The sequence below is a fragment of the Chlorogloeopsis sp. ULAP02 genome (assembly GCF_038404745.2).
In the GTDB taxonomy this organism is placed as follows: Bacteria; Cyanobacteriota; Cyanobacteriia; order Cyanobacteriales; family Nostocaceae; genus Chlorogloeopsis.
This window is the reverse complement of sequence record NZ_JAYKTT020000023.1, coordinates 346,889-365,807: the sequence shown is the minus strand read 5'-3', so window position 1 is coordinate 365,807 and position 18,919 is coordinate 346,889. Positions and strand designations below refer to the sequence as shown.

Genomic DNA, 18,919 nt, shown 5'->3' with positions numbered 1-18,919 from the left:
AGCGGCAGCCTATAAGTTGTTAACACAAAAGGAAATATTGCCAAAATGATTGAGACTAATGTCTCGAAGCAGCATGAAACATTTCTGCAAGTTCTTCAAAGCTACTACCAGCTAACTAAACCCAGGATTATTCCATTACTGTTGATTACTACAGCTGGAAGTATGTGGATTGCAGCTAAAGGACAAGTAGATCCAATGCTTCTACTAGTAACTCTAGCTGGTGGCACTCTAGCTGCTGCGAGTGCTCAGGTGATTAATTGTATCTACGACAGGGATATTGACTACGAGATGGAGCGCACACGCCATCGTCCCATCCCTTCAGGTAGGATACTCTCGCGTGATGCTCTCCTGTTTGCGATCGCTCTGGCTGTTATCTCCTTTACCCTACTTACTGTATTTGCCAACTTGCTTGCAGCTTTGCTCGCAATGTCTGGTATTGTTTTTTACGTTTTAGTTTATACACATTTACTGAAGCGTCACAGTACCCAAAATATTGTGATTGGAGGTGCCGCAGGAGCAATACCAACACTAGTTGGCTGGGCAGCAGTTACAGGTAGCCTAAGCTGGACAGCATGGTTATTATTTGCAATTGTGTTCTTGTGGACACCGCCTCACTTCTGGGCATTAGCATTGATGATTAGGGATGATTACGCAAAAGTAGGCATACCTATGCTACCAGTAGTAGCAGGCAATCAAGCAACAGTGCAGCAAATTTGGTATTACACTTTGGTAACCGTAGTAGCAACACTGTTACTGATTTATCCCTTGCACCAAACTGGAATTGTCTATGCAGCGATCGCCCTATATTTGGGAGGATTATTTATTTATAAAGCATGGCAACTGTTACAAAATCCAGAAGAACGCAATTTAGCTAGAGGATTATTTCTCTATTCAATCTCTTACATGATGCTGTTGTGTCTAGGTATGGTAGTTGATAGTCTTCCCCTGACGCATCGAGCAATTAGTTTTGTAGTTAGTCAGTTACATTTTCTCAGCTAAAATTTAGTTGAAAATTGAAGCTAATAGAAACCGGGTTTGTGAAAAGCCCGGTTTTTAGTTGGAGCGATCGCAAACCAAACGTTGCTGTATTGGATCGGCGTATGAGTGTTTTCTTGATCTAAGTAGCCATCCTTTCTGGTGTACCCAGTTCATGATGGCTACTTAGAAACTTCACTTACCTCAGTGATACTACTCCCAAGGAAAGTTTTTCATTGTGCAGTAAATGCCATAAATTGAGACTTGATCAAAGCGTCAGAAAGTAGCCATGACAGCTATTCAAACAACTGTAGTTCTTGCTATGACAGCGGATGGGAAAATCAGTGCTGTCGATCTTAGAGCACCCCGTGATTCAGATCCAGCTGATAAAGCACACTTAGAATATCAAGTTTCGCTTGCAGATCTGATCTTAGTAGGAGCTGGAACGATTCGGTCAGAGGAAACAACCTTTACAATTAGCAATCCTGAATTGTTGGCAGCACGTCAAGTTCGGGGACAGCCTCCCCAGCCCATCACTTGTGTTGTTTCACGCTCACTAGAACTATCTCCGGCTCTGCCTTTTTTCCAGCAAGACGTTGAGCGATGGATATTTACAACCCGAACAGCTTTGGAGCGTAGTTCCCAGACAACAGCTCTACACAAAGTAGCTAATTTAATTGATCTGGGCGATACCGACTTAGACTGGGATCGAGGCTACACCATAATGGCAGAACGCGGCATCCGCAAGGTTGTTGCTCTAGGAGGTGGCTCTTTAACAGCTTCTTTGGTGCAGGCAGGGCGAATCGATGACTGGTGGTTGACGATTTGGCCCGTCATTTATGGAGGACAAGATGCGCCAACTCCAGTAGAGGGAGAAGGTTTTGTTCCCCGTGCAGCCCCTCATCTCCAACTAATAGAGACTCGTCAGGTTGGAAGTGAGTTGTTTTTGCACTATCGTACTATCAAATAATTATTTTTTAGGATTTATGTTTTTTTTAGATCCTAAATTAAATTCGACGAGCTTATAGGCATTTTCCTGTTACAGCTTTCAAGCTTTACTTATAAATAGCTAATCAGTAACACCTTTAAAACGATGGAGCAGGATGTGAAACAGCTTTTAGACTACAACTTCTTTGATCCCGAACTCCTTAAATGTCCTTATGAATTTTACAAGCTGGCGCGGGAGGAGGCACCAGTGATGGAGCTACCTAGTCCCACAACTAACGCCAAACTCTTCCTAGTTACCCGCTATGATTTAGTGGTCGAAATTCTTAAAGATACGGCGCTGTTCTCCAGCAATTTCTCTGCTCTACTGGCTGGGAAACAGGAACAAGACGAACAATTGCAGCAAATTTATGCCCAAGGCTGGCCACAGATGAACACTCTGCTGACAGCAGATCCGCCGGCACACGAGCGATTCCGTGCATTAGTTAATAAGGCATTTACCCCTTCCCGCGTCAACAAAATGCACGATTCGATTCAGCAGATCGCTGATGAACTAATTGATAGTTTCATCGACAAGAACAAGTGCGAATTTGTCAGCGAGTTTGCCGTACCCCTACCTGTAAAAGTGATTGCCGATCAGTTAGGTGTGCCGCGAGCAGATCTGCCCAAGTTCAAGCGATGGTCTGATGCTTTTATTGCCCGCCTCGGTCGCATGATCTCTAAAGAGCAGGAGATAGAGTGTGCCAAGGATGTCGTTGACTTCCAGCATTATTTCCACGATGTAATTGAGTCACGCCGATTAGAACCTAAGGATGACCTGATCACTGACTTAGTAAAGTCAGAGGTGGCTGGGACGCGATCGCTCGACATCGCCGAACTGCTCAGTATAATTCAGCAACTATTGGTAGCAGGCAATGAAACTATCACTAATGCGATCGCGGGTGGTATACTGCTGCTTGCCCAGAATCCAGAGCAAATGGCTCTGGTACAAACAGATCTTTCCAAGCTTGAGAATTTTGTTGAAGAAGTCCTGCGTATGGAAACTCCTACAGCAGGGATGTGGCGAGTCGTCAAGCAAGATACAAAACTAGCAGATGTTGAACTCCCTGCTGGATCATTAGTGATGATCCGCTTTGATGCTGCCAACCGCGATCCGGCAAAATTTCAGGGCGGCGAGCGTTTCGACGTGTGCCGTCAGAATTCAGGTAGTCATCTGGCCTTTGGGCATGGTATCCATTTTTGCTTAGGCGCTATGTTGGCGCGCAAGGAAATGCAGATTGCTTTTGAGCGTCTTTTGCTACGCCTCAAGAACATTCGCCTAGCGCAAGGAGATTATCAGCACTTGCCAAACATACTCTTACGGGGATTGAAGCACCTCTACATTGAGTTTGACAAGGTAGCTGAGTAACTATTTAAAAATACCTAGAGCTCTTCTCCTGATAAGAGTGGCTCAAACAAGCAGTACGCTTTATAATTGCGGAAATATCTAGCGTATATTTCGGTACAATTATCAAAGCGATCACATAAAACAGAATTTACATCTACTATCTATTTTAGAAACCAGTTAATAATATCTTTGTCTTCATTTTAATAGCTCCCTTCCTGTTCGCGATATAAACTAACGTGAGTTCGACGGGTTAAAAATGGTACAAAAAAAGGCTGAGAAGCATAGTCTCAGCGATGGAAACTATTGTATCTCGGCTTGACTTGACACAAAAGCTACCAGCAATACCTGGAGAACGTCGTAGTCGTTCGCGGATGTATCTAAGTGAAGTGATGACAATAGTGAGAGTGCTTCGCACACGCTGCGCGAACGCCTTTCATGGGAGTGGGTATCGTACGTTTAAAGAGTTTTATACACTACATCTGCTTACGAGTTGGCAATCGCCTAGTTCGGTTGATAGACAAAATTCTTTTACGCAAGCGTGTGGTGATTGAGTCAGTCAACGACAACCTGAAAAACCTGTGTCAAATAGAACATTCAAGGGCATTGGAGTGTTTTCAATTTTTTGGTCAATTTGATAGCAGGTTAATTGCGTACACCTATTTGCCTAAAAAACCCTCACTTGATATTTATCCCAAACACTTACCCGCTCTACCTCCTGCTATTTTTTAGTTCGTCGAACTCATGTTGGTTTATTACTCTCCTTGTTGGTTTGTCCCTGTGTCTCCACCTCCCCGTGTCCTCTTGTCCCCTTGTTCTCTACTGTGGAGTAAGTGGCCCTTGTACTGTTAAAACTGAGCAGGGAGCATGATGCAGAACATAATTACTGACACTACCCAGAAAAAACTCAGATAAGCCTCTACGGCCTCGACGACCTACTATAATTAAATCAGCTTGCCACTTCCGAGCTAATTCACAAATTACTCGACCTGGTTCACCAAAATTTTGGCTAAATTCAGTTGCTACGCCTTTTGCGATCGCTTGTTCATAAAACAGTCTTAAAAACTCAATTCCTTCTTTTTTGAGTGCCTCCCACTGTCCCATATAATAGTTCATCGCTTCGGCTTGATAAGATGGATAGAGGCTATTTGTTTGGAAAGCTATAGAACTTGGGGAGCGATCATCAAAAGGATCGAGAACGTGTAACAACATTAAATTTCCGCTAACTTGTTGTGCCAAATTTAGGGCTTCATCAAACACATGTTGTCCAATCGCCGAATTGTCTATAGCAACTAATATTTTGTGAAACATAGTATTTAGTCCTTAATTAATAATTAGTACAGACGCGACTAATCGCATCTGTACATTAGTGGTTAGTAGTTAATTGCCAGTCTTCCATTAAATATTAACTATTAACCATTAACTATCTTGCTCTGTGGTAGCAACTTCTAAGAGAGTCTTAAGCACAGAGTCAGGGTTGAGACTGATAGAGTCGATTCCTTGTGTGACAAGAAATCGGGCAAATTCGGGATAGTCACTGGGTGCTTGTCCGCAGATGCCTATTTTGCGGTGGTATTTTTTGGCAGTAGCGATCGCTTGGGTAATCGTTCGCATTACTGCTTCATTACGTTCATCAAACAAATGGGCAACTAATCCTGAATCTCGATCTAGTCCTAGCGTCAATTGTGTCAGATCGTTAGACCCAATTGAGAACCCATCAAACACTTCACTAAACTGATCTGCTAGTAGAACATTGCTGGGTAACTCGCACATTACATAGACTTGCAAATCATTTTCGCCGCGCACTAAACCATTTTTCGCCATTTCAGCCAAGACACGTCTACCTTCTTCAGGAGTTCGGCAGAAGGGAACCATTAAAATGACGTTGGTTAAACCCATTTCATTACGGACTCGTTTCATCGCCTCACATTCGAGAGCAAAGCCTTCACTGTAACGTGGATCGTAGTAGCGAGAAGCACCCCGCCAACCAATCATTGGGTTTTCTTCTTTAGGTTCAAATTTTTTACCGCCCAAAAGATTAGCGTATTCATTACTCTTAAAGTCACTCAGACGGACAATAACAGGCTTGGGATAAAATGCGGCGGCAATAATAGCAATACCTTGGGCTAACTTATCTACGAAGAATTCTGCCTTGTTTTCATATTGAGCAGTTAATTCCGCTATTTTGTATTTTGCAAGTTCATCATCTAGTTCATCAAAATGAAGTAGTGCCAGAGGATGCGCCTTGATCTGATTGGCGATGATAAATTCCATTCGTGCCAGCCCAACACCATCATTGGGAATAGCTGCGTAGCTAAATGCTTCTTCTGGGTTGCCCACATTCATCATGATTTGAGTGCGGGTACGAGGTAATTGTTCTAGGGGTATTTCTTGCACTTCGTAAGGCAATAAACCTTGGTACACTTTTCCGGTTTCGCCTTCTGCACAAGAAATAGTGATTTCTTGTCCTGTTTTAATAGCAGTGGTAGCATTACCGCAACCGACAATAGCAGGTATTCCTAATTCTCTGGCAATAATTGCGGCGTGGCAGGTACGTCCACCAGAGTTGGTTACAATCGCACTGGCTTTTTTCATGATCGGTTCCCAGTCGGGATCGGTGCGATTTGTCACTAGCACTTCACCTGCTTGAAACTGATGAATTTGATGCACATCTGGGATAACTCTAGCTTTGCCTTGTCCGATCATCTCTCCGACGCTGCGCCCAGTTACTATGGGAAATTTTGCTGACGCGGGGAAAAGAGGACGCGGTGAAGCGGTGACATTTTTACTCTCCGCGTCTCCGTGTTTTTTCATCTCCGTATCCTCTTCCAAAAGGCGATACGTGCGCAAAACATTCTGCACCTTTTGAGACTGTACTGTTTCTGGGCGTGCTTGGACGATCAATAATTCATCAGTGATGCCATCTTTCGCCCATTCGATATCCATTGGCGTGTAGACACCACGTACTTGTGAATAGTGTTCTTCTATAATGCAAGCCCATTGTGCTAGTTGTAAAATTTCTTGGTCGTTCAGAGCAAATAGCTGTCTATCGCTGGCTGCAACTGGAACGTTTTTCGTTAACTTTGAACCGCCCACATCATAGACCATTTTAATTTCTTTTGTACCTAAGCGCTTGGCTAAAATTGGGCGGAACCCTTGTTTTAGAGTGGGTTTGAATACTAAATATTCATCTGGGTTTACTGCTCCTTGGACAACATTTTCACCTAAGCCATAAGCGGCGGTAATTAAGGCAGCATCTTTAAATCCTGACTCGGTATCGATAGAGAACATAACACCAGAAGCTGCTAAGTCAGAACGCACCATTTTTTGCACGCCTACCGAAAGGGCGATGTTGAAGTGATCGAAACCTTTAATTTGACGGTAAGAAATAGCGCGATCGGTAAAAATGGAAGCAAAGCATTTGTGGCAAGCTTCTAGCACAGATGCCAATCCGTGAACGTTTAGATAAGTTTCTTGTTGCCCAGCAAAGCTAGCATCTGGTAAATCTTCGGCGGTAGCGCTAGAACGAACGGCAACATCGGTATCTGCACCATATTGCTGGCAGAGATTTTGATAAGCTTGAGCGATCGCTTGTTGCAATTCCTCTGGAAATGATGTTTGCAACATTAAATATCGGGCTTGTTTGCCTCGTTGGCGTAGATTGTTAACATCTTCTACATCTAAATCTGCACAAATCTCGCGCAATTTCGCTTCTATCCCTGCCACCTCAATAAAGTAGCGGTAAGCATAAGCAGTCGTAGCAAAGCCATTGGGAACTTTTACTCCTTTAGGCTTCAGTTGCTGAATCATTTCTCCTAAAGAAGCATTCTTTCCTCCAACAAAAGAAATATCTGCGATGCCAACTTCACTTAGAGGTAACACCAGAGCTTTTTGTTGAGCAACTGTGCTAACGGATTGTTGACTAACTAGTATTTCTGGCATATTTGAGCTTCCTTACATAAAGCTACTTGATTGGGAATTGGAGTGAGTGAATTTGCTCGGCTCGTCCCACACTTATGTTTATAGGAAGTCAATTTGAGGAACTTGTGAGGATAGTAGGGGCTGGGTACTAGGGACTAATCCTTAATTTTGACTTTTTCCTATTGCAGTGATTGCAATAATAATTATGTATATATATTACGCGAATTAGCGAACTCTTAAATTTTACTCACAAGTTCCTCACAATTGGTAATTATTATGAAAGCATAACCAACTAAACATAACATTCCTAATGGAATGACGAATTGACGGTCAACAATTACAATCTTCTCATTTAGGATCAAAATCTTTAGAAAATATTATGAATTACTGTCCTTGCTGTTCCAGTCCTCTTTTACTACATATACGTGGTTCTGAATTTTATTGGTTTTGCCGACATTGTTGGCAAGAAATGCCAGTACTAAGTAGAGAAAACTCCAGTTTTTTACGGCAGATAATGATAGAAAAGCTAATGAACAAGCTTCAAAACCAAGAAAAGCCTCATGTTACATTTCCTGTAAGTTAATAGCTTAAACCAACAAGTATATAAATCTTGGCTGACAAAATCTTTGAATGACTTTGATGCTAGGTAAGAGGCTATTTATAAAGTTAATATTAAGTAGGAGAGCCAGTGCGGTGGGGAACCCGCGCAACGCACTCGCTCCCCTACAATTTAAGGGTTACTTTATAAATAATCTCTAAGTCAAGGTAAATAAGCTAAAAATATAGATCCTCGACGTTTCAGAAAAATCGAGGATTTTATGGAGGGTGTTCTAAATTTAATTTGGTTGTTTTACTTAACTGAAGTTTGCTTTTGCTGATATCACCAACTCCTACGGAAAGCCGCATACTCTCCCTGGTAAAGGTATCAACGGACATATCCCTCCCCGTTTAGCACATCTGCCGCGTTTACAGACTTTTTTCTGCCTTTTACCTGGTAAACAAAAATAAATGTGATGATTGTTGATATAAGATTTTAAGTTGTTGTATTTTACACCAAGTTTTGATTTAACTTCCGTATTTCACATCAATCTTCAGACCAGTCTTCACGACCCAGTAAATCAATAATTTTATCCCTGAGTAAAAATTCATTTTTTTCGAGTTCAAGCTCTACACATACCCAATCACGACCAGGAATGTATTTGCAAAGAGCGTATATAGGCTGGTTACGTTGAACAAGTCCCTTTTTAACCAATTCACGGGCCTCTTCCTTTATAACTTCTATATCGTATTTAACAACAGTATCAAACATAACTCAGCTCCCTCATACCTGGTATGATATATAGAATATATTTGGATTGTATTTTCAACTTATCAAAAAAATGTGAGGAAATTGTGAAGATTATTGGTAGCAATTTCCGCTCCCGCATCAGTTGTCGTTCAGAAGGTATGAAAAGTTACTATAAGTTTTGTTATTGTATTTACATCAGACTTTCTGATTATTATTTAAAGTGACTTGAAAGCACCATAAGACCAAGTCTACATATGTAATATTGAGTAAATAAATAGACATTAAAGTTCTCTATCTTGACGAAAGCAATTATCGAAAATCAGTTAATTTACATAATAGATTAGTAATAATTTTGTTTTTGCTTACAGAGCAAATTCATAGAAGATGAGAAAGCAATAATTTAATTTGCTAAACCCATGCTATCAAAGCTACTCAGTTTGAGTGTGAGTGGATTTAAAGAGAAATTATATCAATACAAATATATACAGGCTTCCCCATCATTCCTTTCTAGTAAATGAGTTGTAATTTTTTGTGACGATTTAGTCTCAGTAAGCTTAATACTACCTTATTAGCAGCATATCAAACATTTATCATCTAACAACCCTGGCTTTCGGTAGATATCTCGTCCTAGCTTTTGATAGATGTCTCTTAGGCACACAAACTGGTATCATTTAATCTAGATATATTCGCATTAATCAAGAAATTAGGTGTTTGTAAAGCATTGATTACGCAAATTTATCCAGGTTGCTCTGGATAAGTAGTTAAAAATCTATGCTTAAATCTATTGTCCTCAAAAGGGTAATTGTCAAAACTCAATCCTAGAGGTCAAATTTCATAATCATTGGACTTGTTTGTTTCACGTAGGTTCAAGATACATCAATAAAAGCAATAATTATAATTTATGTATTTATAGGCATTTGATTTTAAAATTAAAATTATCCATGTAATGAGTAAATGTTTTTACATGAGAATTGAAATTGAATTCTTAAGATAGATTTACAAAATCCAAATCCAATTGATATCATCTCTAAGCAAAAAAGAATATCTTTTTTCTTTGGTGAATCGAAAGAAAAGCTTGGTTAAAAAATAAACCTGCTTGTTTAGGAGTGAACGTTCATGCGTAGTTTATTTGGTTTGTCATTGACAAGTACCGCTTTGCTAGCTGTTGGAGTCAGTGCTGCTCCAGTAGTGATTTCTGCTCCAAGTTTGGCTCAAGTTCCGACTCAAACTCCGGATCAGGTTCCTACCCAAACTCCAGAGCAAGTTCCGACTCAAACTCCAGAGCAAGCCCCCGCACCCGCAGTTGTCAACTTTCCTGACGTGCAAGCAGATTACTGGGCATTGCCATTTATTCAGGGTTTAGCTGCAAGAAACATAATTGCTGGTTTCCCTGATGGTACATTTAGACCGGAACAAGCTGTGACTAGAGCTGAATTTGCAGCCATGATTCAAAAAGCTTTTAGTCAAAGTTTAGTTCGGCAGCTACCTCCGGGTGGGTTTAAAGATGTTCCTGCTGGCTTTTGGGCGGCTTCTGCAATTCAGGAAGCTTATGAATCTGGGTTTATGGCTGGTTATCCCAATAACTTGTTTCTGCCAAATCAACAGATTCCTAAAGTTCAGGCGATCGCTGCCATAGCTAACGGACTGAATTTAACTCCCACTGACTCTGCGGAAAATATTCTTGCTAGCAACTTTACAGATGCTGGACAAATCCCAACCTATGCTATTAACCAAGTAGCAGCCGCAACTCAGGCAAATCTTGTTGTCAATTATCCCGATATTAAAACACTTAGCCCAGACAGAGCTTTAACCCGCGCAGAAGCTGCGGCACATTTGTACCAAGCTTTAGTGAGACTAGGACAAGTACCTGCAATACCTACCAACGTTGCAGCTGCTAACTATATTGTGGGTGGCCCTGGTAGTACTCAACAAGCTACAACCGATATTCTTTCCTTGGCTGAGTCTAGTAACAACTTTACAACTTTGCTTTCTTTAGTTAGAACAGCAGGTTTAGAGGAAGCTCTGAAACAACCAGGCCCTTACACACTTTTTGCTCCAACAGATCAAGCATTTGCAGCCTTACCACCAGAGACTCTGCAAAGATTGCAACAGCCTGAAAACAAAGAAAAACTGCTTAGTATTCTAAGATATCATGTTGTTCCCAATCAGGTAACTCCGAATGAAATTGCCTCTGGTGAACTGCAAACCTTAGAGGAAAGAACTGTCAACGTTAAAGTAGATCCTGCTAGCAATCAAGTTGTAGTCAATGATGCGACAGTTCAAGCGAGCGTTCAAGCAAGCAATGGTGTTGTTTACGCAGTTGACAGAGTTTTGGTACCACCTAATGTTTCCCTAGATCCCGAACAAGAAGTTGAAACCGCCCGTCGTGGCAGAAATTATGTCGCAGTTGGTGGCAACATTGGTTTTGGTGGTAATACAGCTCTTGGTAGTGGTAACTTTGCAGTAACTAGCAAATTCAGTGTTTTCAATAACTTTTCTATTCGTCCGGGTGCAATTATTGGAGACGACACCATCTTTTTAGTTCCCATTACATATGATTTTGCCTTCCGAGGAGTAAACAATCCCGTTGGTGGAGGAAGTTTTCCTGTTTCTCCTTACATAGGTGCAGGTGTGTCAATTGGGACTGGTGATAATAGTGACGTTAGTTTTCTACTCACTGGTGGTTTAGATTATCCTTTGAGCCGTCAATTTACAGTTAACGCTGCTGTAAATGCCGCTTTTGTCGATGGTGCAGATGTAGGACTTTTGTTAGGAATTGGCTACAATTTCTAATTAATATTTCCCCCCAAGCTTTAGCTTGGGGGGAAATAGCAAAGCCCGCCTGGGCAAGATAAATACAAAAAAATTAGTGTCTAGCCTGCCAGGGGCAGGCTTTGTTTTTTTAGGAGTTTTACAGACTAACTAGAGATTTATGGAGATGTATGTATATGGTACCTCCCAATCTCTAGCTTTTAATCTCCTCCCTATTCTTGAGGTTTATCTACGAGTAGGTAGGAGATTTTTATTAGCCAGATATTCATAGATATCTTTAGACTTGAGTTTACACAAATCCTTTGCTAAGTCTTGGATTTGCAAATTTTTAGGTAGTAAAGGAGCCACTACCTCCCGCAGAACTCCTAAAATATGTGGTTCTGCAATCAAAAGCAATCTCTGGATACGCTTGCTCTTATTTATATTGGCAATTTCATTAGCGATCGCCCCAGCAAAGCGCCGTTCAAATTCATTTAGATGCTCTTGACGCCCATCATCATAAGCATGAGCTTGGCTACCTTGTCCTTGATTACGTCCAGTTTTAACACTTGCCCAAAGTTCCTTACCCTGTAATTCCTTAACTGGATTGAATAAACTTTTATGTTCAACTAAATTGGGGCCAGATTCATATTCCGGTAATTCCGGCTGTTCTAAAGTCAAAAATCTTGCTCTGGTTCCATTAATAACAGCAACCAATACCTGATTCATTTGTTTACCCCCTAATTATTTCGTGGGGAATTAACAGTCAAAACAATATTCAAGGATGAAAGTTTTTATCTTTGTACTTCATCCTACCCTGAGGAAACTACCTCAAGAGAGTCACTAGACTTTTGCTTGAGTTGACACACTTAACTATATCTTAGTAATAGCAGAAAAACCTAAGAAAATTGTGAGGAATAAAAGTTCTAGGAGCGAAAAATTTATTTTTGATCTAACTTGGAGTGAGTTTCCTAAATACCTTGGAGAAAATTAGGCTAGTGTAGGAGAAATCATTACTGCTAAGAGGAGCTTGAGAGTAACTGTTGAACCAATCATCGTCCTCTTGTGTACCTAATCCCGATACCCACCTCAAACTACTCTGCGTTGACGGATGCACTCTGCATACCAATCAAAACTGGCTTTGGGGATGCGATTTTGTGTGCTGTAGTCTGTGTATATAATTCCAAAGCGCCGGGAGTAGCCCCATGCCCACTCAAAGTTATCCATCAGAGTCCAAACGAAGTATCCTTTTAAAGAATAGCCTTCACTAATTGCTCGGCTAGCTGACTTTAGATACTGCCGCAAGTACATAATGCGATCGCTATCAATAACTTCACCTTTTGCATTGACTTCATCTTCTGCGGCACAGCCATTTTCAGTGATAAATACAGGTAAGTTTCTTTGTCCTAAAGTTTCATTGACATGACGCACACCCCAGTAAATACTCTCAGGTAATATATTGAGCCAAGGCATATGCATACGCGGATAGCCTTTAGGCAAATCGAGCAATTCGTATCCTCTTTCATTATCAACAGCACGAACATAAGTGCCTGTGTAAATATTTAAACCAAGAGCATCAAGGGGCTGGTGAATGATTTCCAAATCGCCAGACTTAATATCAGGGGCATCTTTTCCTAACTCTTCAAGCATGACTGGGCTGTAGTCACCTGTAAGAACGGGAAAAATAATACCTCCATTTTGGAAACAGGTATGGAGGGCTTTTTTTGCTGCCGTGATATTATCAACCGACTCATTAATTGGAACTGTAACGCCGAAGTTATCTACCAATGCCACGTGGCAAGGGGTGGGTGAAGCAGCACGGATCGCTTGGCAGCCTAAACCGTGGGCAAGTAAAGCGTGATGAGAAGTCTGCCAAACTTCCTTTTGACTATTAACACGTGTACCTGGAGCATGGGGAGGATTGGCTTCTACTCCATAGCCCATGTGAGTAAAACAAGGAATTTCGTTGATTGTCATCCAGTGAGTAATGCGATCGCCCAATCGATTAACAACTGCACTCACGTAATCAGCAAAATCAAAAGCCATCTGCCGACTTTGCCAAGAGCCATACAAATCTTCCAGGGCTTGAGGGCTATCCCAATGAAATAAGGTAGCGTGGGGTGTAATGCCTGCTTCGAGTAGGCAATCTACCAAGCGCTTGTAAAAATTAACACCTTCTTCATTGACTTTACCACGACCATCAGGAATTATACGAGGCCAAGCGATACTAAAACGATAGTTTTTAATACCTAGTTTAACCATCAACTGTATGTCTGTTTCATAGCGATGGTAATGATCGCAAGCAAACTCGCCAGTATCGCCGTTTACAACTCTTCCGGGTGTCGCGCTAAAAGTATCCCACACACTAGGTTTACGCCCTCCCTCTGCGATCGCTCCTTCAATTTGATAAGCAGCAGTCGCAACGCCCCAGCAAAAATCTTCTGGAAATTGGTTTTGATTCATATCGATTTCCCTTTTCCACGGTTGTGCCTACCTTGTGGGAAAGCGTACCGCTGATAATGGAGGAAAACTCCGTATAGAGCTGTTTCCCCTTTTTGAAAATACCAAAACTCAAGGTAAAGTGGTGGTTATCAATACATTGGCTTTACATAGATTAAAGCAAAAGACAGGAGGAAATAGAAAAGATGTAAAAATGTTCTCCTTATCAATGGCTATTAAGGGTGTTTAAAGCCAATTACCTGAAATAATAAATGGTGCCCAATAATAAGGATGAGCATATTTTTTTCCTAAAGCTATTAGATCTTGTTGCGCTTTTTGTAAAGCTTCTGCTTTACTCAATCCAAGATGATGCCAGTATTCGTAAAATTTTGTGATTAATGTTACGGTTGCAGCATCGTTTACTGCCCATAAGGAAGCTAAACTGCTTTTGACGCCAGCTAATACTGCTATGCTAGCTAAACCAAGATTAGTAGTGTTACCTCCGCGAGCTGTTTCACAAGCGCTGAGTACCAACAGATCCACTGAATTATGGCTGCTCGCTGTGTTGTGAATCATGTTGTACAAGTCAGTGACAGAAAGTTTGTCATGATCACCAGTCACGAGAAAGGTATCTTCAGGAATAAAGCTAAATTCGCCATGAGTTGCAATATGAATAATTGGATAAACACCTTGGCGTATTTCTGCATATAGGCGATCGCGTGTAAAATTCTCATTTAAAAACAGCTTGCCATCTGGAATTATATTCATAACCTGGTTAATTTCTTCTTTGACGTTAATCAAAGCTTGATATTTTTGATTATCAACAATCACATCTTTGGTTAAACCTACAGCTAGCACTCGTAATTTTTTAGGCTTGGTGGGAAGTGGAGGCGCCAGACTAAAACTAGAGCTAGTTGCGATCGCATACTTCTGAATTAAAAACTGCTTGCCATTATGCAAAGCCCCTATTGGCACACTATGGAAAAGCCCATCCGGAATAAAAACCAGAGTTTTGATATGCAATGACTCTAAATCTTTTTCAAAAGCACGAATCATCAAGTCATATAACTTTTGGGCTTGACCTCGATTGTAAATTATGTCGCTACGTTTCTCTAGTCCGATCCGAAATTTGTTGATTTCATCTTTTAGGCTTTGACTATCGAGTTGTATCCATTTAAATTTAATTTCTCCGTTCGGTAGATAAACTATAATTGCAGTACGCTCATCTTGGACAATAGACCAAATTACTGCCGTTTTTTTATTAATTTTTAGATCTAGTTTTGTTTGCCCAAGTGTTCTGACAAGAGAATCTCGTTTAAAATAATTTTGCAATTCTCTAATTTTTAAAGCGTCAATAATGTTGAGTATAGAGTAGAAATTATGTCTAGTATTATTAATACTATCTATTGGACTTATTTCATTTTCTTCTAAATTTAATCGGAGTGCAATTAACTCACGATAGATTTTTTCTATCGTGTGGTTGTGATTGATTTGTAAATTTGGATAATTAATCGCTATTGGATTGTGAATGCTGTTAAAAGTAGCTATAGCTTGTTCGTAAGCAGCAATTGCTTCTACTAGGTGATGTTGCGCTCTTAATATTCTTCCAGCTTGCCATTGCCATAAATATAAACTATCTTGAGCGTTCAATTTTGTCTTTGCAGCTTGTTGTGCTTGTTGAGTTATATTTAACGCTTGCTGATAATTTTGGCGACATTCATAAATATGAGCAAGATAACCTAACGCAAAAGACAAAGCACGCTGATAGTGTGAACTTTGAGAAATTGAGATAGCTTGTGCAAGTAAATCTAGTGCTTGTGGTTCTCCTTGAGATGCTGGACATTCATTTAAAAATGAAGTTTTTCTAAAAGGAAGAGATTGTACAAGTTGGGCTAATTCAATTGCAGCATATACTTTCTGGTGTGAATTAGGTAAACGCTCTAATAGTTGTAAAGCCAGTTTCAATTTAGCTATAGCCAAGTTCGATTTTTTGAGCCGATATGCAGGAGGAATAGAATTGAGCAGTAAATGTATTTCACGGAATCTATCTTGCTTTTTACGGGCAATATTCAAACTATTGTTGAAATATTCTAAAGCTTCTAAATCATATTTTCCAGCTTGTTTAGTTAAAATATCGGCTTCGTCATTATCGCCAGCTTCTAAAGCTGAAGAGGCACGATTATAATTAAGTAGAGCTAGACTAATATAAGTACTTCCTAATTGATTTAAAGCAAAATCATAATAGGTTGAATTATCAATAACTTGAGCAATTTTAATGCTAGATTTTAGATCAACAATCGCTTGCTTGTAATCGCCTTGCAGCCGATAAGCTTCTCCTCGGCTACCTAAAGCCGCCGCTTCTAAAGAATCGTCATTGCAAACACGGGCAATCTGCAAAGCACTTTCAGACAGAATAATAGCCTTTTCTGGTTGTCCTAAACTATTATATGCTTGAGCTTGTTTAATTAGTATTTGCCCTACATTCAACCAGTGATTAGTTCGACGATAATAGGCGATCGCTTGCTCCCAATTTGCGATCGCAGCTGGGAAATTTTCCCTGTCGTATTGTTGATTACCTCGCTCTAACAATTGGCTAGCATCCACAGACATATCAGAAAAGTAAGGGGACATACTTTTAAGTGTTAATTGAGCTGTAGCTAGTTCGTATCTTCCTTGCCAACGCGGTAACGGTAAATTTACCAGACATAAGCTGGATGTAAAAAAGAACAAAAATAATAATTTCAATAAGCGACGGACACTAGATGTCCGGTATCTGCCTAGCATAAAAGCCGTTTAATGGTAGATTTTTAACAAATTTGCTTCTTTTTAGATACAGAAAGTTAGCGATATTTTCCGTTAAACTATTTTTTTAATCTAACGTCTCACTTCCGAAGAGATACTGAGAATTTTATGAATATTGCGTAAATCAATTATTTGCCATTACAAAACTTTTTCTAGAACTGAGGGGTATAATATTTGTCATTTGAGATTCTGTATCCAGGATAGATACTACACAAAAATATATAAATCAACTGATTGATTCATAAAACTGTAAATATGCTTTGCATATCATCTATTTCCCAGCAAACTAGGGTTTTGAGGTATAATTGAAAACTCATATCATCAATCATTAATTTTCAAGCGAGATGCTCATGATCAGAAATTTCATACCAAGTTAATAGAACCCTCTTTTTCTAACCTCGCTAGTCTAAGCGTCTCTATTTTCAAAACAGTATTTCACGTCTAATTTGGGCATAATCAAGTATAAAAATACTGTTTTCTGACCGTGTTTTAAACAGACTTCATGTAGTTTCAAGACGAAGATATCTAGAAGTATGTTGCCAGTCATCTATTCTGATGAATTTCTGGAACACAAAACTGGATACCTCCATCCAGAAAAACCAGAGCGTTTGAGTGCTATTACCACCGCACTAAAAGCAGCGGTGTTTGCTTCTGAAATTGAGTGGCGATCGCCCACACCAGTTGACAAGCGTCTACTGATGCCTTTGCTTTTAGAGGTACACAGCCAAAACTACATTCAAAAAGTTCAAGAAATCGCCTCTAGTGGTGGTGGTTTTTTGGATACAGACACAGCCGTTTCTCCCCGTAGCTATGATGTTGCATTATTAGCAGTAAGTGCCTGGTTGGATGGAGTTGATATTGTATTAGAAACTGGCAATCCAGCCTTTGTAATGGCGCGTCCACCGGGACATCATGCTGAAAAAGATTACGGAATGGGGTTTTGCTTATTTGCCAATGCGGCGATCGCTGCTTTACATGCCTTAACACAACCAGGCATTAACCGAGTGGCTATTTTAGATTGGGATGTGCATCACGGTAATGGTACCCAAGCAATTGTAGAAACTAATTCCCAAATAGCTTATTGCTCGATGCATCAGTATCCCTGCTATCCAGGTACCGGCAAAGTTTCAGAAAGAGGCTTTCATAATAACGTCTTGAATTTACCCATCCCTCCTGGCAGCGATATAGGTATATATCAGCCTGTGTTTGAAAAAAAAGTAATACCCTTTTTCGCAGACTTTCAGCCTGATTTGTTGATTGTTAGTGCTGGTTACGATGCCAATGCTGCCGATCCACTAGCAATGATTAATTTGCAACCACAAGATTACGGTTTATTCACCGATTATTGTTTGGGAATTACTCGGAAAATTCTGTTTGGATTAGAAGGTGGCTACGATTTAGAAGCACTTTCGCGATCAGTTATGGCGACAATCGAACGGTGTTTAGTTTAACTGACAACAGCTATAGTTGTAGATTTTGTGAAGAAATGTTCCACTAGAGCCACTCCAGCTTTCTTCTCTGATTGTCTGATTTGGGAGTTTTGTGTTGAAGTCTTAAATTTCAGTATATCACTATTAGAAGTGTAATATTTTTTTCAAAATTTCAATAGAATTAGTACATTATATTTATTTCAGGAGCAAAATATTTTATCAATAATTCATTTTTATAAATGTTTTATAAATAACTAAGCTACGCAAGAGATTAACAGTGAATTTCCCAAAGTTTTCCGAATTAAATTAATTATCTTCTCCTTATTTATATAGTTATAGACAGCTAGTAAAACTAATAGATAAATAACTCTCTTGTCAAAATTACATCATCTTGTCGAACTGTTTACATGTATCTAAATTTACTAGTAGCCACAAAATTAACCTAAGTAATTTACACGATGTTTATTTTTTACTATACCTCTAACTTTTATGTAGAACTTTACAAAAGATTAGCAATAGCTTGTCTAATCTTTCAAAAGAAAAAGTTCTCGCCATCTCGCTAAAGACCTAAAGTTTTGTTAAGATGCATATGCTAGTACTTTAAAGAGCGAAAAACAGCTATTAGGGTGTGGAGAGATAAATAGTACTAGCAAAATCGAGTTCAGAAGAGCAAGCTATGACTACCTACATTTTCTTCGACGATGCCCTCCGGATGCTTGTCAATGCCTTTTTAATATCAGCAGTTATGCTAATTGCAGCTTCCGGTATTGGTTTAGCAGTTATTGAAACAATGGAAAGAACAGGTGTTCGTCAAACCTCTCCCAAGCAGCTCCGTTAACTGTAAGCCAAAAAATTAACATATTGTTGGAAACCATTGAGTGCTTCTGTTTGCTAGGCGACAAACCTGGGAACACTAAATACTGAAAGTCTCAAAGCGTTGTATTATTTACCAGAATGTCAGGAAGACATCAGTAGTTTTACCGC

At 39.9% G+C, this 18,919-nt stretch carries 14 protein-coding genes and 1 pseudogene; 9 read left to right on the top strand and 6 right to left on the bottom strand.

Annotated features, from left to right (window positions below; genetic code table 11):
* Positions 1–45 precede the first annotated feature (45 nt).
* The 5 genes and pseudogenes from U2718_RS11975 to U2718_RS11955 form a co-directional block, all read left to right on the top strand.
* On the top strand, positions 46–999 hold the full coding sequence (locus tag U2718_RS11975) for a heme o synthase (RefSeq protein WP_342002943.1): 954 nt from the start codon (positions 46–48) through the stop codon (positions 997–999).
* A gap of 265 nt (positions 1,000–1,264) precedes the next feature.
* Positions 1,265–1,945, top strand: coding sequence for a RibD family protein (locus U2718_RS11970; protein ID WP_342002944.1), 681 nt, complete (start codon positions 1,265–1,267; stop codon positions 1,943–1,945).
* 135 nt (positions 1,946–2,080) lie between these two features.
* The gene (locus U2718_RS11965) at positions 2,081–3,328 is read left to right on the top strand and encodes a cytochrome P450 (protein WP_342002945.1); all 1,248 of its coding nucleotides are present in this window, start codon (positions 2,081–2,083) and stop codon (positions 3,326–3,328) included.
* Positions 3,329–3,600: 272 nt separating this feature from the next.
* Complete coding sequence (locus U2718_RS11960) at positions 3,601–3,858, top strand: hypothetical protein (RefSeq protein WP_342003242.1); 258 nt, start codon at positions 3,601–3,603, stop codon at positions 3,856–3,858.
* Positions 3,809–4,036 (top strand): annotated as a pseudogene (locus U2718_RS11955) (transposase); the annotation flags it as partial. The gene U2718_RS11960 and the pseudogene U2718_RS11955, both read left to right, overlap by 50 nt.
* Positions 4,037–4,123: 87 nt before the next feature.
* Here U2718_RS11955 and U2718_RS11950 read toward each other — a convergent pair.
* From U2718_RS11950 to U2718_RS11940, 3 genes are all read right to left on the bottom strand, one after another.
* The gene (locus U2718_RS11950) at positions 4,124–4,615 is read right to left on the bottom strand and encodes a universal stress protein (RefSeq protein ID WP_342002947.1); all 492 of its coding nucleotides are present in this window, start codon (positions 4,613–4,615) and stop codon (positions 4,124–4,126) included.
* 108 nt (positions 4,616–4,723) lie between these two features.
* A complete protein-coding gene (gene ppsA / locus U2718_RS11945; RefSeq protein ID WP_342002948.1) occupies positions 4,724–7,246 on the bottom strand; it encodes a phosphoenolpyruvate synthase in 2,523 nt (840 codons plus the stop codon).
* Between the two features lie 1,063 nt (positions 7,247–8,309).
* Positions 8,310–8,534, bottom strand: coding sequence for a DUF4327 family protein (locus U2718_RS11940; protein ID WP_342002949.1), 225 nt, complete (start codon positions 8,532–8,534; stop codon positions 8,310–8,312).
* Positions 8,535–9,629: 1,095 nt separating this feature from the next.
* On the opposite strand from U2718_RS11940, the gene U2718_RS11935 reads away from it, so the two are divergent.
* Positions 9,630–11,306, top strand: a complete 1,677-nt coding sequence (locus tag U2718_RS11935; protein ID WP_342002950.1) for a fasciclin domain-containing protein — start codon at positions 9,630–9,632, stop codon at positions 11,304–11,306.
* A gap of 204 nt (positions 11,307–11,510) precedes the next feature.
* Here the strand turns inward: U2718_RS11935 and U2718_RS11930 are convergent, their stop codons facing one another.
* Complete coding sequence (locus tag U2718_RS11930) at positions 11,511–11,993, bottom strand: host attachment protein (protein ID WP_342002951.1); 483 nt, start codon at positions 11,991–11,993, stop codon at positions 11,511–11,513.
* A gap of 360 nt (positions 11,994–12,353) precedes the next feature.
* A complete protein-coding gene (locus U2718_RS11925) occupies positions 12,354–13,727 on the bottom strand; it encodes a GH1 family beta-glucosidase (protein WP_342002952.1) in 1,374 nt (457 codons plus the stop codon).
* Between the two features lie 34 nt (positions 13,728–13,761).
* Between U2718_RS11925 and U2718_RS11920 the strand changes: the two genes are divergently transcribed.
* Entirely contained in the window at positions 13,762–13,953 is a 192-nt protein-coding gene (locus U2718_RS11920) for a hypothetical protein (RefSeq protein ID WP_342002953.1), read from the top strand.
* Here the strand turns inward: U2718_RS11920 and U2718_RS11915 are convergent.
* Positions 13,950–16,487 (bottom strand): CHAT domain-containing protein, encoded by a 2,538-nt coding sequence (locus tag U2718_RS11915; RefSeq protein ID WP_342002954.1) that lies wholly within the window; start codon positions 16,485–16,487, stop codon positions 13,950–13,952. The genes U2718_RS11920 and U2718_RS11915 overlap by 4 nt on opposite strands.
* 551 nt (positions 16,488–17,038) lie before the next feature.
* Here U2718_RS11915 and U2718_RS11910 point away from each other — a divergent pair.
* Together U2718_RS11910 and U2718_RS11905 are read left to right on the top strand one after the other, a co-directional pair.
* Positions 17,039–17,956 (top strand): histone deacetylase, encoded by a 918-nt coding sequence (locus tag U2718_RS11910; protein ID WP_342002955.1) that lies wholly within the window; start codon positions 17,039–17,041, stop codon positions 17,954–17,956.
* Positions 17,957–18,611: 655 nt separating this feature from the next.
* Positions 18,612–18,773 carry a hypothetical protein gene (locus U2718_RS11905; RefSeq protein ID WP_289791050.1) on the top strand — a complete coding sequence of 54 codons (162 nt, stop codon included), beginning with the start codon at positions 18,612–18,614 and terminating at the stop codon, positions 18,771–18,773.
* The last annotated feature ends 146 nt before the right edge of the window (positions 18,774–18,919 follow it).